This window comes from Bacillus sp. NTK034, from assembly GCF_017303275.1.
In the GTDB taxonomy this organism is placed as follows: Bacteria; Bacillota; Bacilli; order Bacillales; family Cytobacillaceae; genus Cytobacillus.
Map to the genome: position 1 here is coordinate 1,195,202 of NZ_JAFKOJ010000001.1, position 22,720 is coordinate 1,217,921.

26 protein-coding genes and 1 pseudogene are annotated in these 22,720 nt (G+C 36.0%); 6 read left to right on the forward strand and 21 right to left on the reverse strand.

The features are described from left to right. Positions 1-80: 80 nt before the first annotated feature. The 3 genes from JI665_RS05940 (at position 81) to JI665_RS05950 (ending at position 1,645) form a co-directional block, all read left to right on the forward strand. Positions 81-842 carry a hypothetical protein gene (locus JI665_RS05940; RefSeq protein ID WP_206837545.1) on the forward strand — a complete coding sequence of 254 codons (762 nt, stop codon included), beginning with the start codon at positions 81-83 and terminating at the stop codon, positions 840-842. A 78-nt stretch (positions 843-920) separates the two neighbouring features. After that, on the forward strand, positions 921-1,394 hold the full coding sequence (locus JI665_RS05945; protein WP_206837548.1) for a staygreen family protein: 474 nt from the start codon (positions 921-923) through the stop codon (positions 1,392-1,394). Positions 1,395-1,501: 107 nt separating this feature from the next. After that, the gene (locus tag JI665_RS05950; RefSeq protein ID WP_206837550.1) at positions 1,502-1,645 is read left to right on the forward strand and encodes a hypothetical protein; all 144 of its coding nucleotides are present in this window, start codon (positions 1,502-1,504) and stop codon (positions 1,643-1,645) included. A 592-nt stretch (positions 1,646-2,237) separates the two neighbouring features. On the opposite strand, the gene xerS is transcribed toward JI665_RS05950, so the two are convergent. From xerS to JI665_RS06020, 15 genes and pseudogenes are all read right to left on the reverse strand, one after another. Continuing rightward, a complete protein-coding gene (xerS, locus tag JI665_RS05955; protein WP_206837552.1) occupies positions 2,238-3,314 on the reverse strand; it encodes a tyrosine recombinase XerS in 1,077 nt (358 codons plus the stop codon). Between the two features lie 813 nt (positions 3,315-4,127). Further along, the gene (locus tag JI665_RS05960; protein ID WP_206837555.1) at positions 4,128-4,664 is read right to left on the reverse strand and encodes a class I SAM-dependent methyltransferase; all 537 of its coding nucleotides are present in this window, start codon (positions 4,662-4,664) and stop codon (positions 4,128-4,130) included. 758 nt (positions 4,665-5,422) lie between these two features. Further along, entirely contained in the window at positions 5,423-5,569 is a 147-nt protein-coding gene (locus JI665_RS28510) for a Gfo/Idh/MocA family oxidoreductase (RefSeq protein WP_244671084.1), read from the reverse strand. A gap of 323 nt (positions 5,570-5,892) precedes the next feature. Beyond that, complete coding sequence (locus tag JI665_RS29105; protein ID WP_312886134.1) at positions 5,893-6,096, reverse strand: MerR family transcriptional regulator; 204 nt, start codon at positions 6,094-6,096, stop codon at positions 5,893-5,895. Positions 6,097-6,411: 315 nt separating this feature from the next. Next, positions 6,412-6,747: a (2Fe-2S) ferredoxin domain-containing protein gene (locus tag JI665_RS05975; RefSeq protein ID WP_206837558.1), complete on the reverse strand. Its 336-nt coding sequence runs from the start codon at positions 6,745-6,747 to the stop codon at positions 6,412-6,414. Between the two features lie 26 nt (positions 6,748-6,773). Continuing rightward, positions 6,774-7,256: a hypothetical protein gene (locus tag JI665_RS28515; RefSeq protein ID WP_244671085.1), complete on the reverse strand. Its 483-nt coding sequence runs from the start codon at positions 7,254-7,256 to the stop codon at positions 6,774-6,776. A gap of 15 nt (positions 7,257-7,271) precedes the next feature. After that, positions 7,272-7,646 (reverse strand): hypothetical protein, encoded by a 375-nt coding sequence (locus tag JI665_RS28520; protein WP_244671086.1) that lies wholly within the window; start codon positions 7,644-7,646, stop codon positions 7,272-7,274. Between the two features lie 30 nt (positions 7,647-7,676). Next, positions 7,677-10,097, reverse strand: coding sequence for a heavy metal translocating P-type ATPase (locus JI665_RS05985; RefSeq protein WP_206837561.1), 2,421 nt, complete (start codon positions 10,095-10,097; stop codon positions 7,677-7,679). 90 nt (positions 10,098-10,187) lie between these two features. After that, positions 10,188-10,427, reverse strand: a complete 240-nt coding sequence (copZ, locus tag JI665_RS05990) for a copper chaperone CopZ (RefSeq protein ID WP_206837565.1) — start codon at positions 10,425-10,427, stop codon at positions 10,188-10,190. Positions 10,428-10,508: 81 nt separating this feature from the next. Then, complete coding sequence (copZ, locus tag JI665_RS05995; protein WP_206837568.1) at positions 10,509-10,715, reverse strand: copper chaperone CopZ; 207 nt, start codon at positions 10,713-10,715, stop codon at positions 10,509-10,511. Between the two features lie 15 nt (positions 10,716-10,730). Continuing rightward, positions 10,731-11,072 carry a metal-sensitive transcriptional regulator gene (locus tag JI665_RS06000; RefSeq protein WP_414635261.1) on the reverse strand — a complete coding sequence of 114 codons (342 nt, stop codon included), beginning with the start codon at positions 11,070-11,072 and terminating at the stop codon, positions 10,731-10,733. 406 nt (positions 11,073-11,478) lie between these two features. Beyond that, a complete protein-coding gene (locus tag JI665_RS06005; protein WP_206837571.1) occupies positions 11,479-11,991 on the reverse strand; it encodes a DUF2269 family protein in 513 nt (170 codons plus the stop codon). Beyond that, entirely contained in the window at positions 11,988-12,209 is a 222-nt protein-coding gene (locus JI665_RS06010) for a hypothetical protein (protein WP_206837574.1), read from the reverse strand. The genes JI665_RS06005 and JI665_RS06010 overlap by 4 nt, the downstream gene beginning before the upstream one ends. Before the next feature lie 173 nt (positions 12,210-12,382). Continuing rightward, positions 12,383-13,153: a sensor histidine kinase gene (locus JI665_RS06015; protein ID WP_244671087.1), complete on the reverse strand. Its 771-nt coding sequence runs from the start codon at positions 13,151-13,153 to the stop codon at positions 12,383-12,385. Positions 13,154-13,444: 291 nt separating this feature from the next. After that, a pseudogene (locus JI665_RS06020) lies at positions 13,445-14,157 on the reverse strand (response regulator transcription factor). A 463-nt stretch (positions 14,158-14,620) separates the two neighbouring features. On the opposite strand from JI665_RS06020, the gene JI665_RS06025 reads away from it, so the two are divergent. Together JI665_RS06025 and JI665_RS06030 are read left to right on the forward strand one after the other, a co-directional pair. Then, on the forward strand, positions 14,621-16,015 hold the full coding sequence (locus tag JI665_RS06025) for a sensor histidine kinase (RefSeq protein WP_206837577.1): 1,395 nt from the start codon (positions 14,621-14,623) through the stop codon (positions 16,013-16,015). Further along, positions 15,993-16,670 (forward strand): response regulator transcription factor, encoded by a 678-nt coding sequence (locus tag JI665_RS06030; RefSeq protein WP_206837579.1) that lies wholly within the window; start codon positions 15,993-15,995, stop codon positions 16,668-16,670. Before JI665_RS06025 ends, JI665_RS06030 begins: the two co-directional genes overlap by 23 nt. Positions 16,671-16,761: 91 nt before the next feature. Here the strand turns inward: JI665_RS06030 and JI665_RS06035 are convergent, their stop codons facing one another. Further along, complete coding sequence (locus JI665_RS06035) at positions 16,762-17,379, reverse strand: YdhK family protein (protein WP_206837582.1); 618 nt, start codon at positions 17,377-17,379, stop codon at positions 16,762-16,764. A gap of 502 nt (positions 17,380-17,881) precedes the next feature. Between JI665_RS06035 and JI665_RS06040 the strand changes: the two genes are divergently transcribed. Further along, positions 17,882-18,271 carry a hypothetical protein gene (locus JI665_RS06040; protein ID WP_206837585.1) on the forward strand — a complete coding sequence of 130 codons (390 nt, stop codon included), beginning with the start codon at positions 17,882-17,884 and terminating at the stop codon, positions 18,269-18,271. An 85-nt stretch (positions 18,272-18,356) separates the two neighbouring features. Here JI665_RS06040 and JI665_RS06045 read toward each other — a convergent pair whose 3' ends face one another. From JI665_RS06045 to JI665_RS06065, 5 genes are all read right to left on the reverse strand, one after another. Continuing rightward, positions 18,357-20,780, reverse strand: a complete 2,424-nt coding sequence (locus tag JI665_RS06045) for a heavy metal translocating P-type ATPase (RefSeq protein WP_206837588.1) — start codon at positions 20,778-20,780, stop codon at positions 18,357-18,359. 132 nt (positions 20,781-20,912) lie between these two features. After that, on the reverse strand, positions 20,913-21,119 hold the full coding sequence (copZ, locus tag JI665_RS06050; protein WP_206837710.1) for a copper chaperone CopZ: 207 nt from the start codon (positions 21,117-21,119) through the stop codon (positions 20,913-20,915). A 15-nt stretch (positions 21,120-21,134) separates the two neighbouring features. Next, complete coding sequence (locus JI665_RS06055; RefSeq protein ID WP_206837713.1) at positions 21,135-21,416, reverse strand: metal-sensitive transcriptional regulator; 282 nt, start codon at positions 21,414-21,416, stop codon at positions 21,135-21,137. Positions 21,417-21,595: 179 nt separating this feature from the next. Further along, positions 21,596-22,234 (reverse strand): nitrite reductase, encoded by a 639-nt coding sequence (locus tag JI665_RS06060; RefSeq protein WP_206837590.1) that lies wholly within the window; start codon positions 22,232-22,234, stop codon positions 21,596-21,598. A gap of 14 nt (positions 22,235-22,248) precedes the next feature. Next, a partial coding sequence (locus JI665_RS06065) for an ABC transporter ATP-binding protein (RefSeq protein ID WP_206837593.1) occupies positions 22,249-22,720 on the reverse strand: 472 nt, incomplete at its 5' end.

The window sequence follows — 22,720 nt, forward strand, 5'->3', positions numbered from 1 at the left end:
GGGATGGGAGGTTTTTTATGTTTTTACATGTTATTTCCATAATTGGGCAGGATAATAAAAAAAATAGGGAGGATTCGTAAATGAAAAAGGAATTGCTTTTTGCGTTTGCGGCTTTCTTTTTTATGTCTCTATCCGCCATAACAGGCGTATATGCTGGTGAGAGAGAGCAAAAAGCTGTAACGGTGTCAAAAGATAAAGTGGATGTAACCGGTGATAATAAGGCGGATACCGTCTATATTAAGGGTGTTTATTATGAGGATGGCGCATCATTTTTAAAGGAGATATCACTCGAAATAAAGGCTTCTGACGGTAATACGTATAAAGCGGAGCTTGCTGGAGGGTATGAACCTCAAATACAGTTTGAGGATTTAAATCATGATTCCATTAAAGATATGTTTATAAGTATTCCAACAGGGGGAAGCGGCGGCCTGTCAAATTTTTATTTATATACGTTAAAGGACTTTACGTTGACTGACCTGTCGGTTCCAGATCCTTTAGTGATCAATAGCCAATTTGAAAATGGCTACAAAGCCAATATTAGCATTCAGGACACCAAACAATCATATACCTTTGATTTAAGGGACCGTAGTGAGGAATATGAACGGCTTGGTCTGTATGTAAACGGAAAACTAAGTGAACCAACCGAACTAATGGTAAATCCATATAGCACGCTAAAGATCATCCCTGTTGAAGGGCAGAATGGATTAATGGGAGTTCAGAGAATAAGCGGTGCTTACAATGCAGATACCATCGTATTTGTAGAATCTTTCTGGCTGTATGAAGAAGGGAAATGGATGTTAAAAGACACCAAAGTTATGAAAATGAATTCCCGCAAGCGTTAATGATATGGGCATTTGTCACGTTTCTTTCAGTGCCCCATATACTGGGCATAAGGAAATTTGTATATGGGGGCGCTTATTATGAGTAATTTTAATCCATCTAAGCTGTCGGTTAAATATTTGCCTCCTGCGACGGAATTCAGACCCGTAGACAGCAGGAAATATACACTTACACACTCAGATGCAACAGGAGAATTATTTTTGGCGATAGGCGGCTGCTATGACTTTAATGCAGTCAATCCTAAATTCCGTGATGAAGTATTTGCTGAATGGATTCCACAAATGGGGCAGTATGTGCTGAGCGGAAGGGTATATATCAGCGGCGGTGAATTCGATCAGCAATACGCTAAAATAAGGTTTCTTATCTTCCAGAAGGAATTGGATCTGGCGCTGAAAGCGATAGTTTATGGAGACAGATGTTTTTATACCAATTATCCCTGGCTGCTTGATTCGCCAATCTTTATATATTTTGAATCTGCATACCCGGAGTTCAGCAAACTTCTTTATTACGGGACTCCGAGAAAATATTTAAGTGCAGCATTGCAGCCAGTATGAAAATGCGCGTTAGGGAACGCATGTTCTGTTTTATGAATAATGGCTCTAAACGCAGCAACAAATGTAAAAGAAGCTGTATTTTATCCTAAAGCAAAGGAGCGACTAGAATGAAGAAAGAACAGGAGAAAGCATTTGGATTAAGTTATGAATCGGATGGAGAGATGGGAGAAAAAACCAAAAGCAAAAACAATATTAAGGATAATAAAGAACAAGATGATCTGTTTTTTAATACAACACAGGATAGTGAATAAATTAAATGGATTTGAACACATGGTTGTATATAAAAATATTATGTAAACTAGTCAAAAATAAGTATCAGTTAAGAGGGATCATTGAACATCTGTGAAATATCGTTTATTTAAGAAATAACTGGACTATCAAATATTTATCCATGCTTCAGCAAGAAAAACACGAATTAGTTCTTTAAAAATTAAACTGAAAACTATTCAAAACAAAATTTCTTCGTTTGCAGTTTAAACCATTTAAATAATAATTGACTGTAAATTTTCATGTTGTCTCACTATCTTAAGTATACTTTGATAATGAGACAACAATTCTATTTCAATCCATTACTTCCTATAATATATATTATGTAAACTAGAATAAAAAATGCTAGCCTTTAGAAATTTTACTACCCTCCTTCTGTCCGTTGAAGAGAATCCGCCTACATAATCCCTATTCCAAAAAATTAGAGCATTAATTCCTTATTAATGCCCTAAGCAGCTGAAAATTTTTGAAGAGGATTTACCCACATAAATATTTTGTGAAGAAAATCTGCCTACATTAGAATGAAGAGCATTTACCTACATAAATGATATAATATTCTTAGCTGCCTTTTCATTGTTACTTAGGCATATTAAGCTTATTAATTGCAGTTTTTAAATCTTCATTTTTTAAATGTGTATAGATCATTGTAGTTTCAATTGAGGAATGGCCTAATTGCCTTCTTAACTTAGGCACATCATTAATCTCAGCATGGTATCTTGTTGCGAATGAATGTCTTAATTTATGTACGGACAAAGAAGGTTTACCAAATGAAGCGGCATACTTTTCAATTAGTTTTTCAATACCCCTTGCGGATAATCGCCTGGTTGTTCCTTTAGGACCCATAGGAGCAGCAACGAAAAGTGCTTTATTTTCCTTGGAGACCATGTATTTATTTTCTCTGATGTTTAAATACGTTTTTAAATCTCTCATGGCCTGCTCACTGAAGTATACATATTGTTCTTTATTACCTTTTCTAATTACCCTTACGTTATATTTATTAAAATCAATATCCTCTATGTTAAGCCATACCAATTCAGAAAGCCTCAGGCCAGATCCTAAGAATAACGAAACAATTGCTGTATCTCGTTCCTTGTTCATTTTATGAAAGTTTAGTATCCGTTTATTTGATGTATTTTTTTCTCCATATCCATGTTCAATAAACTTTCTAAAATTTTCATATTCATCTCCAATTAGAATTTTTCCTTCCATTCGGTTAGCAACTGTCTCTGGATTTTCTGATACATCATTAAATTCTATTTTTGCCATAACATTTCTTCTAAGATAAGGTTCCAACTTTTCTGTTTCAGCGATATTTTGCAGATAGTTAAACAATGATTTTAGCGATGAAAGCTTCCGGTTTATGGTTATTTCTCTGTTGTTAAGTTGGAATTTTAAAAAACTCAGAAAGTCTTCAACTTGTTGAGTTGTAAGTGTTTCAAATAGGGATAATGATATTTCTTTTATATCTCCATTAAACAAACCTTCTGCCAATACCCAATTTAAAAAAATTTTATAATCATGACAATAATTAAGTAGAGTGCCAGGAGACAGTTTTCTTTTTTTCTTATCTATAAATTCTTCAACATACCAGGGTAATTCTTTTATTAATACATCAAGTTTTCTAAAATTCTGCTGCTGAGTGTTCATATTCATTTGAGCTCCTTGAACTTTGTCTTTTTTTATAATATTACATCAAATTTATATTTTACGTAATAATGTTGCGTTAAAACAATATTTCTTGAGTTAAACAATATTTTTCTTGCTTAGAGGTCTCTGGTCTTAGAAAAGTCTGTCGTGACCTGAACAACATAACAGGGGTATAAATCCCAACAAAGCTACAATTTCATTAGCTGGTTTAGTTCAATAACCACCTTCTACTTACATAATATTATCGAACTTTGAGATTAAAAAATACTCACTTTATTTATTCCTTAGGGTTAAAATAATTTCATTAGGGTATTGTTTCGTTGTTGATAATAAGGATATGCTATGCCTTACATGTCGAATATAACAAGTTCAAGCAAAATTTAAAACTTCCCTAAAAATATAAGTTTGTAAAGTAAAGCAATGCAGCATTTCGTTTCCTGAATAGTCGAAAACGCTTAATTATAAAAACATCATTTTCCCCAAAAATATCGAAAATAAACTGCAGCGTTTCCTCAAGTGATTTTGATATACTTTCTGTTGAGTGTTCTTCAATGACTTTACTTATTATTAAGATAATGAAATAATGACACGTGATCACCAGCTTTCTTAATAATATTCAATAACAGATTTATTTTCTGTTTAATCGGCATTTAAAATAAAGAGAAATTCTATCCGTAAAGGGACAAAGGATAGGTTATATATGGGTGTGCTTTGAGTCCTGAATATCCCCCTTTTCTTTAAGACTAATATAAAAAAAAGAGTCAGGGACCACAAATGGACTAATTTTCATTTGTGGTCCCTGACATCAAGTTACAATTATTATCTAAAAGCAGAAACTAAGGCAGAATCTTTATACTTATCTATTGCACTTATCTGAAATCCTGCATTGTTCAATATCGTTTGCCAGTCATAGTATATAAACTCCTTTATATGAGCCGGCTCATATAATCTTGTAAGTTTTAGGAACATACTTTCTTTACGACTTTTGTTGTTGTTTGCATAATCATGAATTAAAAAAAGGCCATCCTTCTTCAATACTTTTCTAATATTTTGTATTACCGCTATCATTAAATCAAATGGAACCTCATGCAGCATGTATGAAACATACACAACATCGAATTCTCCCTCATCAAAAGTTAGTTTAGTACCATCCATGGCATAAACGTTAACATTCTTAAATCCCATACGATTAATCTTATTTTGAGTTTTTGCAACCTTATCTCTCGATATATCTACCCCGATAATCTCATTCAAACTGTTTTTTTTAGCAAGCTCAATGGCAATTCTTCCACCACCAACACCTACTTCTAAAACCTTTATTTTTTTATTAGGAATCCTATCAACTATTCTATTCATTTTTTTCTACTCCTTAAGAGCCGATTTTTACTGCAGCATTGCGACTTTTTCTTGAATAAAAATTTCAGCTTAAATTAGCTGGCTGGTTATATTGAATAATAAATTTAATTCGATAGTAAGCGAGCTAGAATTTTTAGATTTTCATGTCCATCTAAAATGGTTGGTAAATTTCTCTCGTAAACTTTATTTAAATTAGCTTTTGCCTCTAAAGATAAAGCTGGAATGGTCTGGGCATACGTTTCAACTTTTATTTCTTATAGGTTTTCACTAGTTTTTCCAAAAAACAGTGTTTTATCATCAATTAAGGCGATGGTACCAAGAATTCCAAATATTTTTAAGTTTGTATCAGATCCGTGGTGAACCCCTGGGATAAGTTGAATGGAAAAGGTACAACTCCCTCTCATATTACCGAATAAAAATGGTAACATCAGAGTCCCTAAATTCTCCAGGTCCTTCCGGGACGTGAGTAAATGAGAAAGCATTAATTGTTATAACCTCGTCCTGAACAAGCCATCTAAGACAATCAATCATATGTTTTCCAAGAGCCACTAAAATACCAACAAGCTGTTTCTTTTATCCCATCCAACTTATTTTGGTATTTTGAAGATTCTGATACTTGGGTGTGGAAAAATGATATTCAAAATGAAGGATATCTCCAATTTCACTTATAGTTCATTTACTTTTTGAAGAGCAGGATGATACCGCCATTCAAAATCAACGAATACCTTCGAGTTATAACTCTTTGTAGAAATTATTAACTACTCTTCTGATTCTCTATAATTAATAGTAATGGGCTTCTCGCAAACTATATTTAGACCCCTGCGTAATGCATATTTAACCGTTTTGAAATGATGTATCGGAAGAGAACTAACAAAAACCAGATCCAACTCCTCTGAATCTAACATTTTAGTCCAGTTTATATAATGACTGGTGTATTGTCCCTATTTGATAAATCTTTTGGTAATTGTTGACGTTTTAATATCCATATATGAAGCATCAGGTGTGGCAGCTACGCTTAGGGGTTTGAAAACTTACCAGCACAGATTTATTAAATCGAGAATGAATTCTGAAACATTCTTTAGTCGATGCGCTCAATGTTTATACCCATTGATCCCGGTTCTTCTTCATGTGTTCGATTTGTCTTTCCAAACTTAAATGAGCTTCCGCCAATGCCTTCCTTTGTCTGTTGATATCACTTAGCTTCGATTCATATATTTGCAGTAATTCTTCACAATATTCGTTTTTTTTGTCTACTGTTTGATTTTCGGGATTGTTGCAATCTATAATATCTTTTATTTGTTCCGTTGTAAGACCTAATCGAATTGTACAGCTGGATCGTAGTTATCGTTTCAACAACCGAATTATCGAATTCACGATAATTATTTTCCAGCCGAGCGGCCGTGATTAGACCTTTTTTCTCATAATGACGCAAGGATCGGATACTCGCTCCAGTTTTTTAGGCCAATTTGCTAATCTTCAAGCAAATGCCTCCCTTGAATCAATTTTGTTACTGTTTATTCTATAGTATGACATAAGGGTTAGGCTTAAAACAATTCAGGATAAAGACGAATAAAAAAGCACTCTCCGGTTGAAAAAGTGCTTCACAAAGAACTGCCATTACCTAAAGTTTTGTATATGTTCATATAGTCATAAATTTGATTTTTTTGCAATTGTCACTCGTTACATATTACAAGAGAACATCGCCCTGTTATATACACCACACTTTTTTCGATAAATAGAGAAGGCGTTACATTTCACTATCATGGTACTTAAAGGTTTTCCCATCATGGTAGTAAAGTTCAGAGCCTAAATTATTTTTTCTTTCTTCTTTCAATTGAAGAATAAGTTCTTCAATTTTAGTTTTATTCATTTCTTTATACCAGGTTCCTTGTGGATATAGAACAACAATCGGACCATGCTTGCATTGACCGTTGCATAATGTTTTTGTTGTGTGAATTTCGTTATGCAGGTCTAATTTTTTTAAATCTCCTCTAATGGCCTCCGTTACTTCTTCTGCCCCATTTTTCGTGCATGTTTTCCCGTTGCAAATTAATAGGTGTTTGCTAACTCCATCTAAGTTCATAAAAATTCCCCTTTTGTTCTTCCTTTTTATTTAACCTCTATGACAAATGGATAGCTATTGACTTTACCTCCAAATTTAAATTCTCCCCACACTTTGTAGACTCCTGGTTTATCAAATTTTGTTTCAAATTGTGTCTTTTCTTCTGATGCAGGGTGCACATGAACAAATTTCTCACCCTTTTCATCTAAAATAACTACATGGCCTAAAGCTCCCAGGTAGGGCTCTGGTTTAATCCCTTTCGTATCAAAATTTAGGGTAACATCTTTGTTTATTCCTAGTTCTGTTGTTGTTAATTCAACAGTCTTTTCATTGATTGTTTTTGTTAAGTTTGTATCAGTCTTTATAGAATTTTCCTCATGTTCTCCATGGGCCTCCCCCACATGCAGCTCGATCGGACTAGCTTGATAAGCAAGGTTTTTAGGTTTAATATCAACAAACGCTTTATAAGAGTTTTCAGGCAGGTCAAATTTCAGAGTATATAAACCATTTCCATTTTCCTCAGGGTGCAAATGGTAATAATCTTCTTAGTCGGCACTTACAATGATTAGATGCATAATCTTTTCATGTGAAATTTCTAATTCAGGTGATTTTTGATCTTGATCCTTCACTTCAATGTTAATAAAACCTTCTTCATATTTTAGGTTTGTGACAACTTCACTTTCTAATTGAGCCCCATGATCGGAATGCCCTGAATCCTTGCTATCGTTACCTTGGCTAGCATGACTATCGTTATGCGCTTGCTCATTAGCAGGCATTTCTTCATTGCCATTTGCTGACTCATGGTTATCCGTATGCTCATTATTACTGTCCAAGCTTGCATATACTGAATATCCGCCAATGACTAACCCGAGATAAACAATGGCTGAAATCGCCCAGGTCAAAATGTTTTTTTGTTTCATAAAAACACTCCTCTTTTTTTAATAGATCAATTATCCTTTTAACTTAATCCTTTGTAGTCTGAGTGCGTTTAAAACAACGGATACGGAACTAAATGCCATTGCTACCCCTGCAAGCCATGGTGCCAGAAAGCCCAGTGCTGCAATTGGAACTCCTAAAGCATTATAAGCAAAGGCCCAAAATAGATTTTGCTTGATATTTCGAATTGTCATTTTACTCATAAAGATGGCATCGGCAATACTATTTAAGTCTCCTCTTATTAAAGTGATATCAGCAGCCTCCATTGCTACATCGGTACCAGTACCGATTGCCATACCTATGTCTGCAGTAGCTAACGCTGGTGCATCATTAATACCGTCGCCGACCATCGCCACTTTCTTTCCAGCTTTTTGAAGCTTTTTAACCTCCTCTGCCTTTCCTTCTGGAAGAACTTCTGCTATAACATGGTCAATTCCGACCTCATTTGCAATTGCTTGAGCTGTCTGCTTGTTATCTCCTGTAATCATAACAACTTCAAGACCCATGTTTTTCAATCGTTCAATCGCCTTTTGAGAGGTTTCTTTTATTGTATCTGCAACAGCAATCACTCCAGCAAATTGATGGTCAATTGCAACCAGCATTGCAGTCTTACCTTGCTTTTCTAAGTTTTCCATCTTAGGTAATATGTTGCCAACATCAATGTTATTTTTCTCCATTAGTCTACGCGTTCCGATAAGCAAAGATTTACTTTCAACTTTAGATTCGATTCCAAAGCCAGGAATAGCTTCGAAATGTTCAGAACTGCCTAGTTCAATACCTTTTTCTTTAATACCATCTACAATTGCCTCAGCTAATGGATGTTCAGAGTTTCTTTCTGCAGTACCGACTAACTTTAAAAATTCCTTTTCTTCAAATCCGTTTGAAAGAATAACATCTGTAAGTGTTGGTTTACCATTTGTTACAGTTCCCGTTTTATCAAGGATCACTGTATCCAATCGATGAGTCGTTTCAAGATGCTCCCCACCTTTAAACAATATTCCATATTCAGCTGCTCGGCCTGAACCTGCCATAATGGATGTAGGAGTAGCTAAGCCTAGTGCACATGGACATGCGATAACTAATACGGCAATTAATTTTTCAAGAGCTACTGCAAACTCTCCGGGACTTACAACAAAGTACCAAACCAAAAATGTCACTATGGCTATTCCAACGACAATTGGGACAAATATTCCTGAAATAACATCGGCTAAACGCTGGATTGGCGCTTTTGATCCTTGAGCTTCTTCGACAACTTTGATGATTTGAGCTAAGGCAGTATCCTTTCCTACTTTTGTTGCTTTTACCTTTAAGAATCCGTTTTTGTTAATGGTTGATCCTATGACTAAATCTCCAACGGTTTTATCGACAGGAATACTTTCACCTGTTATCATTGACTCATCAAGGGCAGATCTGCCTTCAAAAATCACTCCATCTACAGGTACCTTTTCCCCTGGTTTCACATATACGATATCACCAGCGATTACCTCTTCAATGGGTAAATTCAATTCTTGCCCGTCTCTTAATACTGTGGCCGTTTTCGCCTGTAAGCCCATCAGCTTTTTGATGGCTTCAGATGATCGTCCCTTTGCTTTTGCTTCAAACAGTTTACCTAAAATAATTAGAGTAATTAATACAGCACTTGTTTCAAAATATAATTCCACCATATGTGCATCAGAGCCTATTGATAAAACACTCAAGTAGATGCTGTAGAAATAAGCTGCGGAGGTGCCAAGCGCAACCAAGACATCCATGTTTGCACTTTTATTTCTTAATGCTTTATAAGCACCTACGTAAAATTGACCGCCGACTAAAAATTGAACTGGAGTCGCAAGCGCGAGTTGAACCCAAGGGTTCATGAACATCTCAGGCAGCCAAATAAAAGAAGTAAACTCAAAATGACTGACCATCGCCCAAAGTAAAGGGATGGATAATATAGCAGAAAAAATAAATTTCCCTTTTTGCTTTTCAATTTCTTTTTGTCTATGATCCACCTTTTCGCCTTTAGATTCTTGCTTTTCTTCCAAACGATATCCCAATTTCTTAATGGCATCCCTCATGTCTGAGACCGAAACTTCATCAGGATTATATTCTACAAGGGCTGATTCTAAAGCGAAGTTTACCGTTGCGGTTTGGACACCATTTAACTTATTTAAACGTTTTTCAATTTTATTGGCACACGCAGCACACGTCATGCCGCTTATATCAAATTCAGCTTTCTCACTTACTACTTTGTATCCTAAAGATTCCACTTTTTCCTTAAACTGATTTACATTTGCTTTAGATGGATCAAATGTTACTTTTGATTTTTCTAGTGCGAAATTTACGTTTGCATCCTCAACTCCATCTATTTTTTTGAGACCTTTTTCTATTCTCACTGCACAAGCTGCACACGTCATTCCAGCTATTTGAAGCGTTGTTTCTTTTTTATCGCTCATAATCTTACACTCCTATCACCACATACTATAGTGGGGTATAATTTTGGGGGGAATAAAACGTGCCGCTAAAGACAGCACGTTTTTACGTTCTTAGTGGCAACTTTGACCTTTAGAAGATTTACTCTTCTCGACATCATAACCTTGATCTTCTATAATGTTAGTAATTTCCTTTAAAGAAACCACTTTGGAATCAAATGATACATCTACTTTTTCTTGCTTTAAGTAAACCTTAACAACTTGAACACCATTTAATTTTCCTACGTTTCCTTCAATTGAATTTATGCAATGCCCACATGACATTCCTTTCACTGTTAAAATTACATTTTCCATTCTTTACTCCTCCATATCTATTATTACTATACCTGTGTATAGTATATTATTTTCAAAAAGAAATTGTGCTTTTTTGCACTGTTATTCTACATCATACCCTTGGTCATCAATGGTTTCCTTGATCTTATCAATAGTCACTTGGCTTGGATTAAACTCCACATTAACCGTTCCTGAATCCAAGTTTACTTTAACAGTTGTAACCCCAGATAATTTGCCTACACTTCCTTCAATAGAATTAACACAATGTCCACATGACATTCCTTTTACGTTTAAAGTTATTTTTTCCATTTCATTTGTCTCCTTTTATTTTTTCATTAATTTTTGAATTGTTACCATTACCTCATCTAAAATCTCCGTATCCCCTTCTTGAATTTTTTCTAGAACACATGACTTCATGTGCCCTTCAAGCAAAATACGGGCAACACTATTTAAAGCCGATTGAGTTGCAGATATTTGAGTAATGACATCATCACAGTACGTATCTTTTTCAATTAATCCTTTTATTCCTCGAATTTGTCCTTCGATTCGATTTAATCTTGATGTTAAGTTATTCTTTACTTTATCTGAATGGTGGCTCTTTCTTGCACCGTCTGATGAGCAGCACTGATCGATTTCATTAACTTTATTGAGATTTTCCATCGACATTGCCTCACCTCCTTAATCACATAATACTATACCCCTCTATAGTATGTGAAGGATTTTTTATAAAAAATTATAAAATAGGTATTTGAAACTAGATTTTCCATTAATTAAATTTTCCGTCGATATGCTTAATAAATTTGAATGTAATCTGTACTTAATTAAACTTTTCTATAAAATATATATTCAAATTCCTTGCTTTATTCAATTGGAATAACGATTTCTAACCTGTCCAGTTCAACTAATAAGAAAATTTAAGGAAAGCTATCTACTCCCATCGCTTACGTTAGTCAAAAGCTTACACAAATAAATTACCCAATATAAAAAAGACGCCCTAATACTCAATAAGGGGTCCTTTAATGGAGTAACATTTATTAATTTGAAACTAGTGTCAAAATCGCTTCATCTAATGCTACAAACCGTTACGATGTTTTTGCTGCTTTCTCCATCCATATGTGGTCAGCCCCCGCGGCTTGTAAACCGACAATGTCACGATAATCAGCAACACTAGCAGGCCGCCAACGGGATGGAACAGTTCGTTCGGCAGCCCTCTTAGACCGGCAGAATCCGCTTTTACTGCCACACTTGCCAAGGTGCTAACTAACGGCATATGTAAAAGCAAGACGATGGTAGAAAAGACTGTTAGCAAAAGTTTGAAAATAACCCAATAGTGCCGAAAAAAGCCCCACGGAGTGCCCAGTGACATGATAATTCCGGTTAGTAGCGAGGCGAGAGCCAACGGGACGATAACGTACCAGCCGGTCAGCTCCATCGCGATCCAGGTGGCACGTACCGTCTGGGGATTATGGCTTATCTTGGCGGCTATACCGAGAGCTACGTATGCAATAACTGTTCCAAGCCAGCCAACCGAGGAAGTGACATGCGCCGTGAGAGCGAACTTACGGAGTCCAGGTTTCATTGTCATGTTTTTTGCATCCTCATTTGTTCTGAAGGCTGAGTCTGGCCAACATGGCGCATAGGGCCGTGTTTCCCTCCAGTGCCTGTGAGATGCATGATGACAAAAAGTAGGAGCAGGGCTATGACGATAATTAAAGATACCTTCACCCAGCGTGGCATGCCTGGTGGCATCTCCTTAGTCGGCTCCCCGCCATGGTCGTTATTGGAGTTTGATAGTTTACTCATTGAGGTTTCCTCCTTTTTGATTTACTTTATACTGCCAAACTTATTGTAAAAGAGAAAACTAAAACTCCGATAAAAAGAAAATAAAATAGTTATAAAAAAATATAAAGAATTATGAGGTGGCGTTTAAACAAAAAAACCTTCAGTTTTAACTGAAAGTCTTTAAGAACACATTCCTATACTGATAATGGGAGTGTAAAACGGATTCCCAGTCCCCCATGATTTGAATGAAATGCATTAATTTGGCCGCCATGATGTTCAATAATTAATTTACAGCTTGCTAGACCTAATCCTGAACCGCCATTACTCATTTGTCTAGATTTATCCACCGTGTAAAATTTACGAAACAGTAAAGACAGGTCCTGATTAGGTACTCCAACGCCATTATCCTCTAATTGAAAGTATGCATAACCTTCCTGTACATAACCGGTCAAATAGACATGAAGGTCATCACTATTACTGTATCTTACAGCATTACTGAAAAGATTTCCAAATACACGCCGTATCATGTGTTCATTGATTCTAATGAGCTGGTTCGGATTAAAAGTATGTTTCCATGTAAGCCTGAAATCGAAGCCAGATAATTCGGTCTCATATTCAGATGCTATAGTGTCAAACAATTTATGAGCTGCTATCGGTATCATAGCTATGGTTTCAAACATTGCCTCATTTTTGGTATACATAGAGAAAGCATCAATCAGCTCCACCATGTGTTTTGTTTTTTTCATAATAAGCTCATAATAGTCCTGTGTATCCAACTTGGTCAGATCTTTCTGTATGGAGAGAAGCTCCACAAAGCCTGTTATTGTAGTTAATGGAGTCTTCAAATCATGAGCAATAGCTGCAATCATATCAACCTGTTCCCTGTGCGCTTGATATAGTCTTTCTTCCATCTCATTAAAATGATTATATAGGTCTCCAATTTCGTTCGTCCTTCTTGAAAGCAAGGGTGTTCGGGAGTTTCCCTATATTTACTTTTTTTAGTCTTAAATTGAGTGTTTGGATGGGTTTAGTAGTGTTGAAGTGAAAAAATACGGTTAAAACAACAAACAACAATCCCATTAAAATACTAAGAAGTAGAAGCATTTGAAAATGAACCGGCCTAAATATATTTTCTAATCACGCGAGTCCTTCATGTGCTGATAACGATTTTATATATAAGACAAAAAAGGCGGCAATCAGCAAAAACATTAGAAGAAAAATGAAGAGAAATAGTAATGGAAGCTTAGTTTTTAGCTTCATGTTGAGCTATTCCCTTCAATATATTTGTAACCCACACCCCAGAGGGTTTTTATGAAATCGTGCTGAGCGCCAATCTTTTTTCTGATATTTTTAATATGCACGGTTACGGTGTTTAAATCTCCGTATTCGTCTCCCCAGATACTTTCATAAATTTGTTCGCGGGTGAGGACATTATTGGGGTGATTCTTCAGAAAGGATAGAATTTGAAATTCCTTTGTCGATAACTCTAACTTTTGATAATTTAAAAAAGCTTCAAATGTCTTGTCATTTAATACAAGACGTGAGTTTGATGTTTGGAAATTCTCACCACTATCCTTTCTAATGCCGTTCCATTCCTGATGTAAACGGTCAGCCTTTCTGAAATGAGCTTTAATCCGCGAGGTAAGCTCCTGAATGCTGAAAGGTTTGGTCATATAATCATCTGCACCAATTTCCAGTCCGATAATCTTGTCCATATCCCTGCTGCGTGCACTTAGCAACAGAATGGGGATATTGTATTCATTTCTAATTTCCTGCAAACTTCCAAACCGTCCATTTCCGGCATCATGATATCTAAAACAACAAAATCTATCTTGTATTCTTTCACATAACATAAAGCTTTTTTTCCAGAATAAGCTTGTATGGTATTAAATTGTTCAAATTTTAAGCTTTCTGTAATGAGCCGTACAATATCATGATCGTCATCGACAACTAAAATCGTTTTCACCATTTTTTCACCATCTTTATTATTTTTCATATTTTCTCACATGGTAATAAAAAATTAAACTCGTTCGCACTTTTATTTTTTAATTGGAAAGCAATTTATATCTATCGTCTTTACTAATATATCTATTTTTCTATTTGGGGCACATTTATCCACGTAGATACTCCTCTTTATATTACAGAAAAAAATATTACTGAACATGTTTTTTTGAGAAAGTATGGAGATGAAGTAACTACTTTTTACTTTCTAGATAGATCGTTCTAAAAAAGTGAATGTGGATCCTTATATATGAATACTGGGGTCCTATTCAATAATCACAAACGCAAACTAGATTATTTCTTTGCTTACAAAAAATCCTCTTGGACCTTTAAGGTCCAAGAGGATGAATTGATGTTCCATTCTGCATAAATTCTTCAAATTTATAAAATATAATTCAAATTAGCAGCTTCTTGAGAAACGGGTGAATTAAGTGACAAAAATTTCAATTAAGCTTGGAATTGTGTTCTTTCTAATTATCTTCAGCCTTGAGATTTTTATGTTTTTCTTTTTACATTCAGCCCTTGTGGATTCAAGGATAGAAGAAGAGTTTCTTTCTTTGCAAGCAAGAGGTAACGCCCATAGGGACATACTGGAAAAGCACTTTGATCCAGAAACAATCTCTCATGTTACTTTAATGGAATCGGAGGCAAATACCGATGTCGTTATCACTGGTTTTAATGGTGAGATCCTTGGTTCAACAGTAAGGAGAGACGATGTTCAAGACCATATTAACAGTTCAGACTCAGATATCCCCCGAGATGGAGAGATTGTTGATGATAACTGGAAAGAGGGAAAGTTTATCTCAACAGTTAGTCCAATTGATTTAGATGGCAAAACATATGGCAAGGTTTTTATGTTTCAAGAAACAGAATCCATACACTCTTTAATTGAAAGAATTAATAAACATTTTATATTTACAGGATTAATAGCCGTGTTATTAACCTTAATTGTAATTATTTTTCTTTCTAAAGGACTTGCAAAGCCTTTAATAAAAATGAAGGAAGCTACTTCCAAAATTAGCAAGGGTGATTTTACAATTTCACTCCCCAAAAACAGGAATGACGAACTTGGGGATTTAGCAGATTCTATTTCTCAGCTTGCCAGCGACTTGAATTATTTAAAACTAGAGCGAAACGATTTTTTAGCGAGCATTTCTCATGAACTTAGGACCCCCCTCACCTATATTAAGGGCTATGCTGATATTGTTCTTAAACGTAATTTATCTAATGAGGACCGTGACAAATACTTAAATATTATTCATGAGGAGGCGAATCGCCTTTCTGATTTAATTAAGGACCTTTTCGATCTTGCGAAAATGGACAAAAATTCCTTTATCATACAGAAAAGTGCATTAGACTTAACAGATTTTATTACGAAAATTGAACAAAAGTTTTCTCCGGCTTTTCACGAAAAAGGAATGGAATTTGAAGTAATTTGTCCGGAAGGAGTATATATAATGGCTGATCCTATCAGACTTGAGCAAATCATCTTTAACTTGCTGGATAACGCTATTAAATACTCTCCATCTGGAGGCAAAACAATTCTTGATGTTAGCAGCAAAAAGAAGGATGTCAATATTAAAGTTCGAGATAATGGAAAAGGAATACCTGAAGAAGACCTGCCTCATATTCTAAACCGCTTTTATCGAGTAGATAAGTCTAGAACCAGATCTTTAGGAGGAACAGGTTTGGGGCTTGCCATAGTAAAGGAGCTTGTCCTTGCCCATGGTGGGACAATCTCTGTGAAAAGTAAGGAAGGGATCGGAACTGAATTTGAACTAGTCTTTAAAGGAGCAGATAGCATTGAAAACGATACTATTAGTTGATGATGAGTCCAGAATGCTCGATCTACTTGCGCTTTATTTAACCCCATTAGGTTATAATTGTGTCAAAAAGTCATCTGCGGTAGATGCAATAACGTATATAGAAACAAATCATGCCGATTTAATATTGTTAGATGTGATGATGCCTGAAATGGATGGTTGGACAGCATGCAAAGAATTCAAGAAAATTAGGGATATCCCAATTATCATGCTCACGGCCAGAAGTGAGAAGCCTGATATCGTTAAAGGATTAAAAATAGGCGCAGATGATTATATTCTGAAACCATTTGATGAAGAAGAACTTGTAGCAAGAATTGAAGCCGTACTTAGAAGAACTACAACAGAAGAAGAGATCCTCTCATTTAAAGGCCTAACACTTAAACCAGCTTCCTATGAACTTTATTTTGAAGATAAAGAGATCTTGCTCACACCTAAGGAGTTTGCGATGGTCCAGTTATTTATAAGTAACAGAAACAAGGTTTTCTCCAGGGATCACTTAATTGAATCGGTTTGGGGATATGGCGTATCAATTGAAGACCGAACGATTGATTCACATGTTAGAAATATTAGGGAAAAATTGAGAAGGGCAGGCTTTCCCGCAGATGAGTTTTTACTAACCGTTTGGGGCGTTGGATATAAATGGGCTGGCAAGGAATAAAATTCTATTTGTGATTAAGGATTTAAAAAGTCGATTCCATGGTTTGGAATCGACTTTTTATTCTTGTTTACTCTGTTAAAGTTTTATAAATTTAATCAGCTTGAGATAACTCGCTTTCTGTTACCCATTTATGATTTTTTACTTCTTCACCGCCGGTTGTTGGAGTGAAATCAACCATATATACAGTTGTTTGTTCAGCCGAGTCAATTACAGCTGTTGCTCCGTCCATACCTTCCATATGATCCGCATTTACAGTAACTTCTGTTCCAGGTTCAAGCGGTTCTTCTTCGACTCCTTCTAACTCTTCATGGATCACCCATTTATGATCTTCCACTTTTTCTCCGCCAGTCGTCGGGGTATAAGATATTGTATAAACCGTAGTATCATATGCTCCAGCTATGGTTGCTTCAGCGCCCTTCATTCCTGACATGTGATCTGATTCAATAATGGCTTTACTTCCAACTTCATAAGTTGGTGAAGCTGCTTCTTCTAAACCTTCAGGAACTTCGCCTGAGCTAGACATATCATGATCCATGCCTTCATGATCCATGCCTTCCATATCTTCATTGTCTTGGCTCTCTTCTGTATTCTCGGTGCCTTCATTGTTTTCTGCGTTTTCATCATTTGCATTTGTACAGGCTCCCAAAAGAAATAAAAGAGAAGCAAGCAATGCAAATAACATTGATTTTCTAAAATCCTTTTTCAACATATACAAAATCCTCCTTTATCAATTTCCGTTATTATAACTGTAAAATGTGCAGAAAATATGATGTAAGCTTATGTAAAAACATTGCCTTTAAACTTTTTCCCCATTCGATAAATATTTATTCAGCTTGGATTTTTTTGCTACGGTTGAGGACAACAAAAGTTGTCAATTCAAAATTGAAAGGTTTTGATGCCTATTAATCTCTAGGGAACCTTGCCTTCCAAACGTGGGTTTTCAGGATATCTAACGGAAGCAAGAGTTGATTTCATTTTCTTGGATTGTTGACCATTTATAATAGAAGAGTTTAAAATTATAAAAAGTGTTTTAGATACATCTTACTTTTACCATATGAGTATGCATAATCTATGCATACACGTTAGAAATTGACCATGCATATAATTGTTTAAAAAAGAAAAATGTGGAGGTCAATGTATATACAACACAAACCGAAAAAATTAAGAAAAACTCTCCTCTCACACTCTTTAATAAAATGAGGTGAAAGAAATTGTGTTTTACTCATGATGTCATTGAACGACAAGCCTTTAAAATATGTGAAGAGATGAAGATACATTCCATTTACAGCCTAGTGGGTGTTACTACCACTGATGGTCCAATCAGGAAGATTCAAGAAAATACATCCATTGAAAGCAATTTTAATTTACTACCTGGAGAAGCTTTACCTTTGATTACAAAGGTCATGCTTCAAGATGCTAATGGAAGTCATTATTGGGTTATACCAGATGAAGAGGGGCTTCAATTTGCTAAAGGGGAGATTACTTATAAAGAATATAAACGTCTTCAAGCTAAAGAAAAAAGACAGTTAACTACTATATTATTAGCCTCCGGTGGGACATTATTTTTATTGAGTTGGTCAGTTCTTCGTTTTTTAATTTAAACGCTTTACTTAATATAAAAAAGAAACGGATGACTCTTAAGTGTGAGTCATCCGTTTTATTTAATTAGACGTTAGGGCACAAATATCAACGTATAGGTTTCCATTTTCTTAAAAATAATGTGTTGCCAACTACTGAAACAGAGCTGAAAGCCATCGCTCCACCTGCAAGAATCGGATTTAAAAGGCCGATTGCTGCAACTGGAATCAATACAACGTTGTATGCAAATGCCCAGAAAAGATTTTGTTTGATTTTTCTCATGGTAGTTTTGGAAAGGCTGATTGTATCAACAATTCCCATCAGGTCACCGCGCATTAATGTTATATCCGCAGCCTCCATTGCAACGTCTGTACCTGTTCCAATTGCAATTCCAACATGGGCAGCAGCTAGTGCTGGGGCATCATTAATTCCATCGCCAACCATTGCAACAATTTTTCCTTCCTGCTTCAATTTTTCAACTTCTGCAGATTTATCTTCAGGAAGTACTTCAGCAAGGACCTTATCGACACCAACCTGCTTTGCAATCGCTTCGGCCGTCAATTTATTATCACCAGTAATCATAATGACTTCAATACCCATATTTTTAAGATGTTTAATAGCTTTGGCAGAAGTTTCTTTAACTGTATCTGCAACAGCTATTATACCTGCTAGGCTGTCATTAACTGCTATTAGCATAGCGGTTTTTCCTTCCCCTTCAAGCTGTTCCATGCGGCTTAATGCATTGCCTATTTCTATATTATTCTTGAGCATTAACTTCTTATTTCCAATAAGCACCTTCTGATCTTTGATACTTACTTGTATTCCATGACCTGGGATGGCATTAAAGTTTTGTGTTTCCAGAAGCTGAATGCCACTTTCTTTTGCACCATTTACAATTGCTTCCCCAAGTGGATGCTCCGATCCTTTTTCAGCCGAAGCAGCTATCTGCAGTAATTCATCTTCTTTATATTTTCCAAAAGCTATTACATCGGTGACATCTGGTTCACCTTTTGTAATCGTGCCGGTCTTATCCAAAACCACGGTAGTTACGCTCTGTGATGTTTGGAGGTGTTCAGCACCTTTAATAAGAAGTCCATTTTCAGCGCCTTTTCCTGTTCCAACCATTACAGCTGTCGGAGTTGCCAATCCTAATGCACAAGGACATGCAATAACCAGGACAGCGATTGTACTGACAAGTGCAGGTGTAAATCCTGCGATGAAATAAGTTATGGCAAATGTCGCTAAAGCAATTAGGATTACAATTGGTACAAAGATTCCTGAAATTTTATCAGCGAGTTTTTGAATAGGGGCTTTTGAGCCCTGAGCTTCTTCGACAAGTTTAATAATTTGTGCAAGTGCCGTGTCCTTGCCGACTTTAGTAGCTTTAAATGTAAATGAACCATGTTTGTTCACCGTTGCTCCAATGACTGTGTCCCCAACCCTTTTTGTAACAGGCATGCTTTCCCCAGTTAGCATGGATTCATCAACGGTAGTGTTTCCTTCAATTATTTCCCCATCAACAGGAACCTTTTCTCCAGCACGAACAAAAATCATGTCACCTGTTTGAACCTCTTCCAGGGGTATATCAAGTTCTTCTCCATCCCTAATGACCCTTGCTGTTTTCGCTTGAAGTCCCATTAGCGTTTTGATAGCTTCTGATGTTTGTCCTTTAGCTCTTGTTTCAAGCAATTTTCCTAAAACAATTAAAGTCATGACGATAGCAGCTGCTTCGTAATATAAAAATTGACCAGTTCCCAAAATCGTGACGATCAGACTGTAAAAGTAAGCTGCTGAAGTTCCCAGCACAACCAAAACTGCCATGTTGGCACTTCCGCCTCGAACTGCATTGTATGCATCACGATAATAATGGCCGCCTACATAGAATTGAACTGGTGTAGCAAGTAGGAATTGTACCCAAGGACTCATATGAAAAAACATTCCATTGCTATACTCCATAGCAAAATCCGATATCATTTGAACTAAAAAGAATACGGATAAAATTGCGCCTATAGTAAACTTCCTGATTTGCTTTTTATATTCTTTCTCCCTAGAGCTTCGCTCATAATCTTCATCTCTCTCGCCAACTACCTTTGCATCATAGCCGACTTTTTTTACAGCGGCTATGATTTGCTCAAAATTTGTGTTTCCAGGAATGAACTCGATAATTGCTTTTTCAGAAGCTAAATTCACAGTTGCACTTTTTATTCCTTCTACCTTTTTTAATCCCTTTTCAACACGGGTTGCACATGCTGCGCATGTCATTCCTATAATATCAAGCTGGACTTTTTCCTCTTGTACACCGTAACCTGTCTTTTTTATTTTTTCTATGACATCGTTAACAGTAGCTGTGTTTGGGTCTAACGTAACAGAAGCCTTTTCTGTAGCGAGGTTAACACTAGCTTTTTGTATACCTGGAATTTTAGCAATATTTTTTTCAATACGGGTAGCACATGCTGCACATGTCATGCCGGATATGCTCAATGTAACATTTTCTCCGGCAGTTTGTGTTTTGGCAATTGATTGCTCAGCCATTTTCATGCTCCTCCTTTTAAACTGATTGAGGATAAATAATTCCTAAAGACGGTCAATTCTTAACATACCCATTATGGGTATGTTAAGTTTAAAAAGAGAGGGTGCTGCTATTTGCACACCCCGCCTTTTTATTTAAACTACATCATACCCTTGATCATCAATAGTTTCCTTGACTTTGTCTAAAGAAACTTCTGCGGAATTATATTCGACATCAACTTTTCCACTTTCGAGATGAACCTTAACATTGGAAACTCCCGCTAACTCGCCGACACTGCCTTCGATTGCTTTAATACAATGACCACAGGACATACCTTCTACATTTAATGTAACCTTTTCCATCATTCATTCTCTCCTTTATTTTTTCATTAGTTTTTGTACTGTAATAAGCACTTCATCTAAAACTTCTAAATCTCCTTCTTGAAGGCGGTCCACGACGCATCCTTTTAAATGCCCTTCCAAAAGAATCTTTGCAACGCTGTTTAAAGCAGATTGTGTAGCTGAGATTTGTGTAATGACATCGTCACAATATGTGTCCCTTTCAATTAAACCCTTTATACCGCGAATTTGTCCTTCAATTCGGTTTAATCGAACGACAAGATTATTCTTAACTTTATCAGAATGGTGACTTTTTCTCATACTTTCGTTTGCGCAGCAGCTTTCTTCTACGGTTGGCAATTCATTCTTTTCTAATTTAGATATCACTTAGCTTCCCCCTTGCAAATTTAATGTATCATACCCCTGTACCCTATGCAAAGATAAAGGTACGAAAAATTTTGTTAATTTTAGAGATTTTTTGAATGAAAAAAATTAAAAGGTTAGATTATTTTTTTATTTATTTCCTCTAATATTGCCTCATTTCCGATCCTGTTTACAAATTTATGGAACGTTTCTCTTTTCTTTGCCTGTTGCTGGTAAAATTCAATGATCTTTTCAACAGCTGAATATAAATCTTCAGGTTCAAGATTAGTCATTAATAGGGCCCCTGTTTCTGCATCTTTTCCTTTCGATTTTCCTCCAATATATAAATCGTAATGATATTTTACCTTCATTATGCCTATGTCATTGATTAGTGGTTCACCGCAGCCGACTGGACAGCCAGTATAAGCTGGCTTTAATGTGAAAGGGACAGGAGTTCCTGCTATACGCTCATTCAACTCTTTTGCTACAGGCATTCCTTCTTCTTCTTCCCCTTTACAAAAATTGCATGTCCGTAAACTTTTAACAAATTTTCCTACTGGATAACATCTAAGCCCTACCTGCTCAAACTCTGAAATGATTTCATCTTTCTTGTCATCAAATACGTCGATGTAGAGCTGCTGAAATGTAGTCAGTTCAAGCTCATCCTGATCATCCATATATTTTGCAATTACAAGTAGTTGCTTGGCAGTTAGTTTTGCACCAAAATGTATACCTCCGTTTACAGCTATCTTTACTTTTTTTCTTTGCGCATCCATATGTTTCCCCTTTTTTATGAAGTCTTTTCTAATAATTCAATATGACAATGGCAAGAAACCGAATGTCCTCTGTCTACATCCTCTAACTCCGGCACTTGCGTATGACAAACTGCTTCTTTATGAGGACATCTTGCAACAAAAGGGCAGCCTTTTTCTTCTTTTGTGGCATCCACTTCCCCATCCAGAATCAGTTTCTCTCTATTTTTAATAAAATTGTTTAAATCTTTTACTACAGCCACAAGCGCTTTTGTGTACGGGTGGGAAGGATTCTGTATAATTTTTTTCGTAGGTCCTATTTCTACGATTTTTCCTTGGTACATGACAGCAATTCGGTCACACATATAACTCGCAGTAGATAAATCATGGGTAATAAACATCATCGTAAGGCCCATTTTCTTTCTTAAATCCAGCAGCAAGTTCAGTATTCCGGCTCTAACAGATACATCAAGCATGGATGTAGGTTCATCTGCAGCAATAAAAGATGGT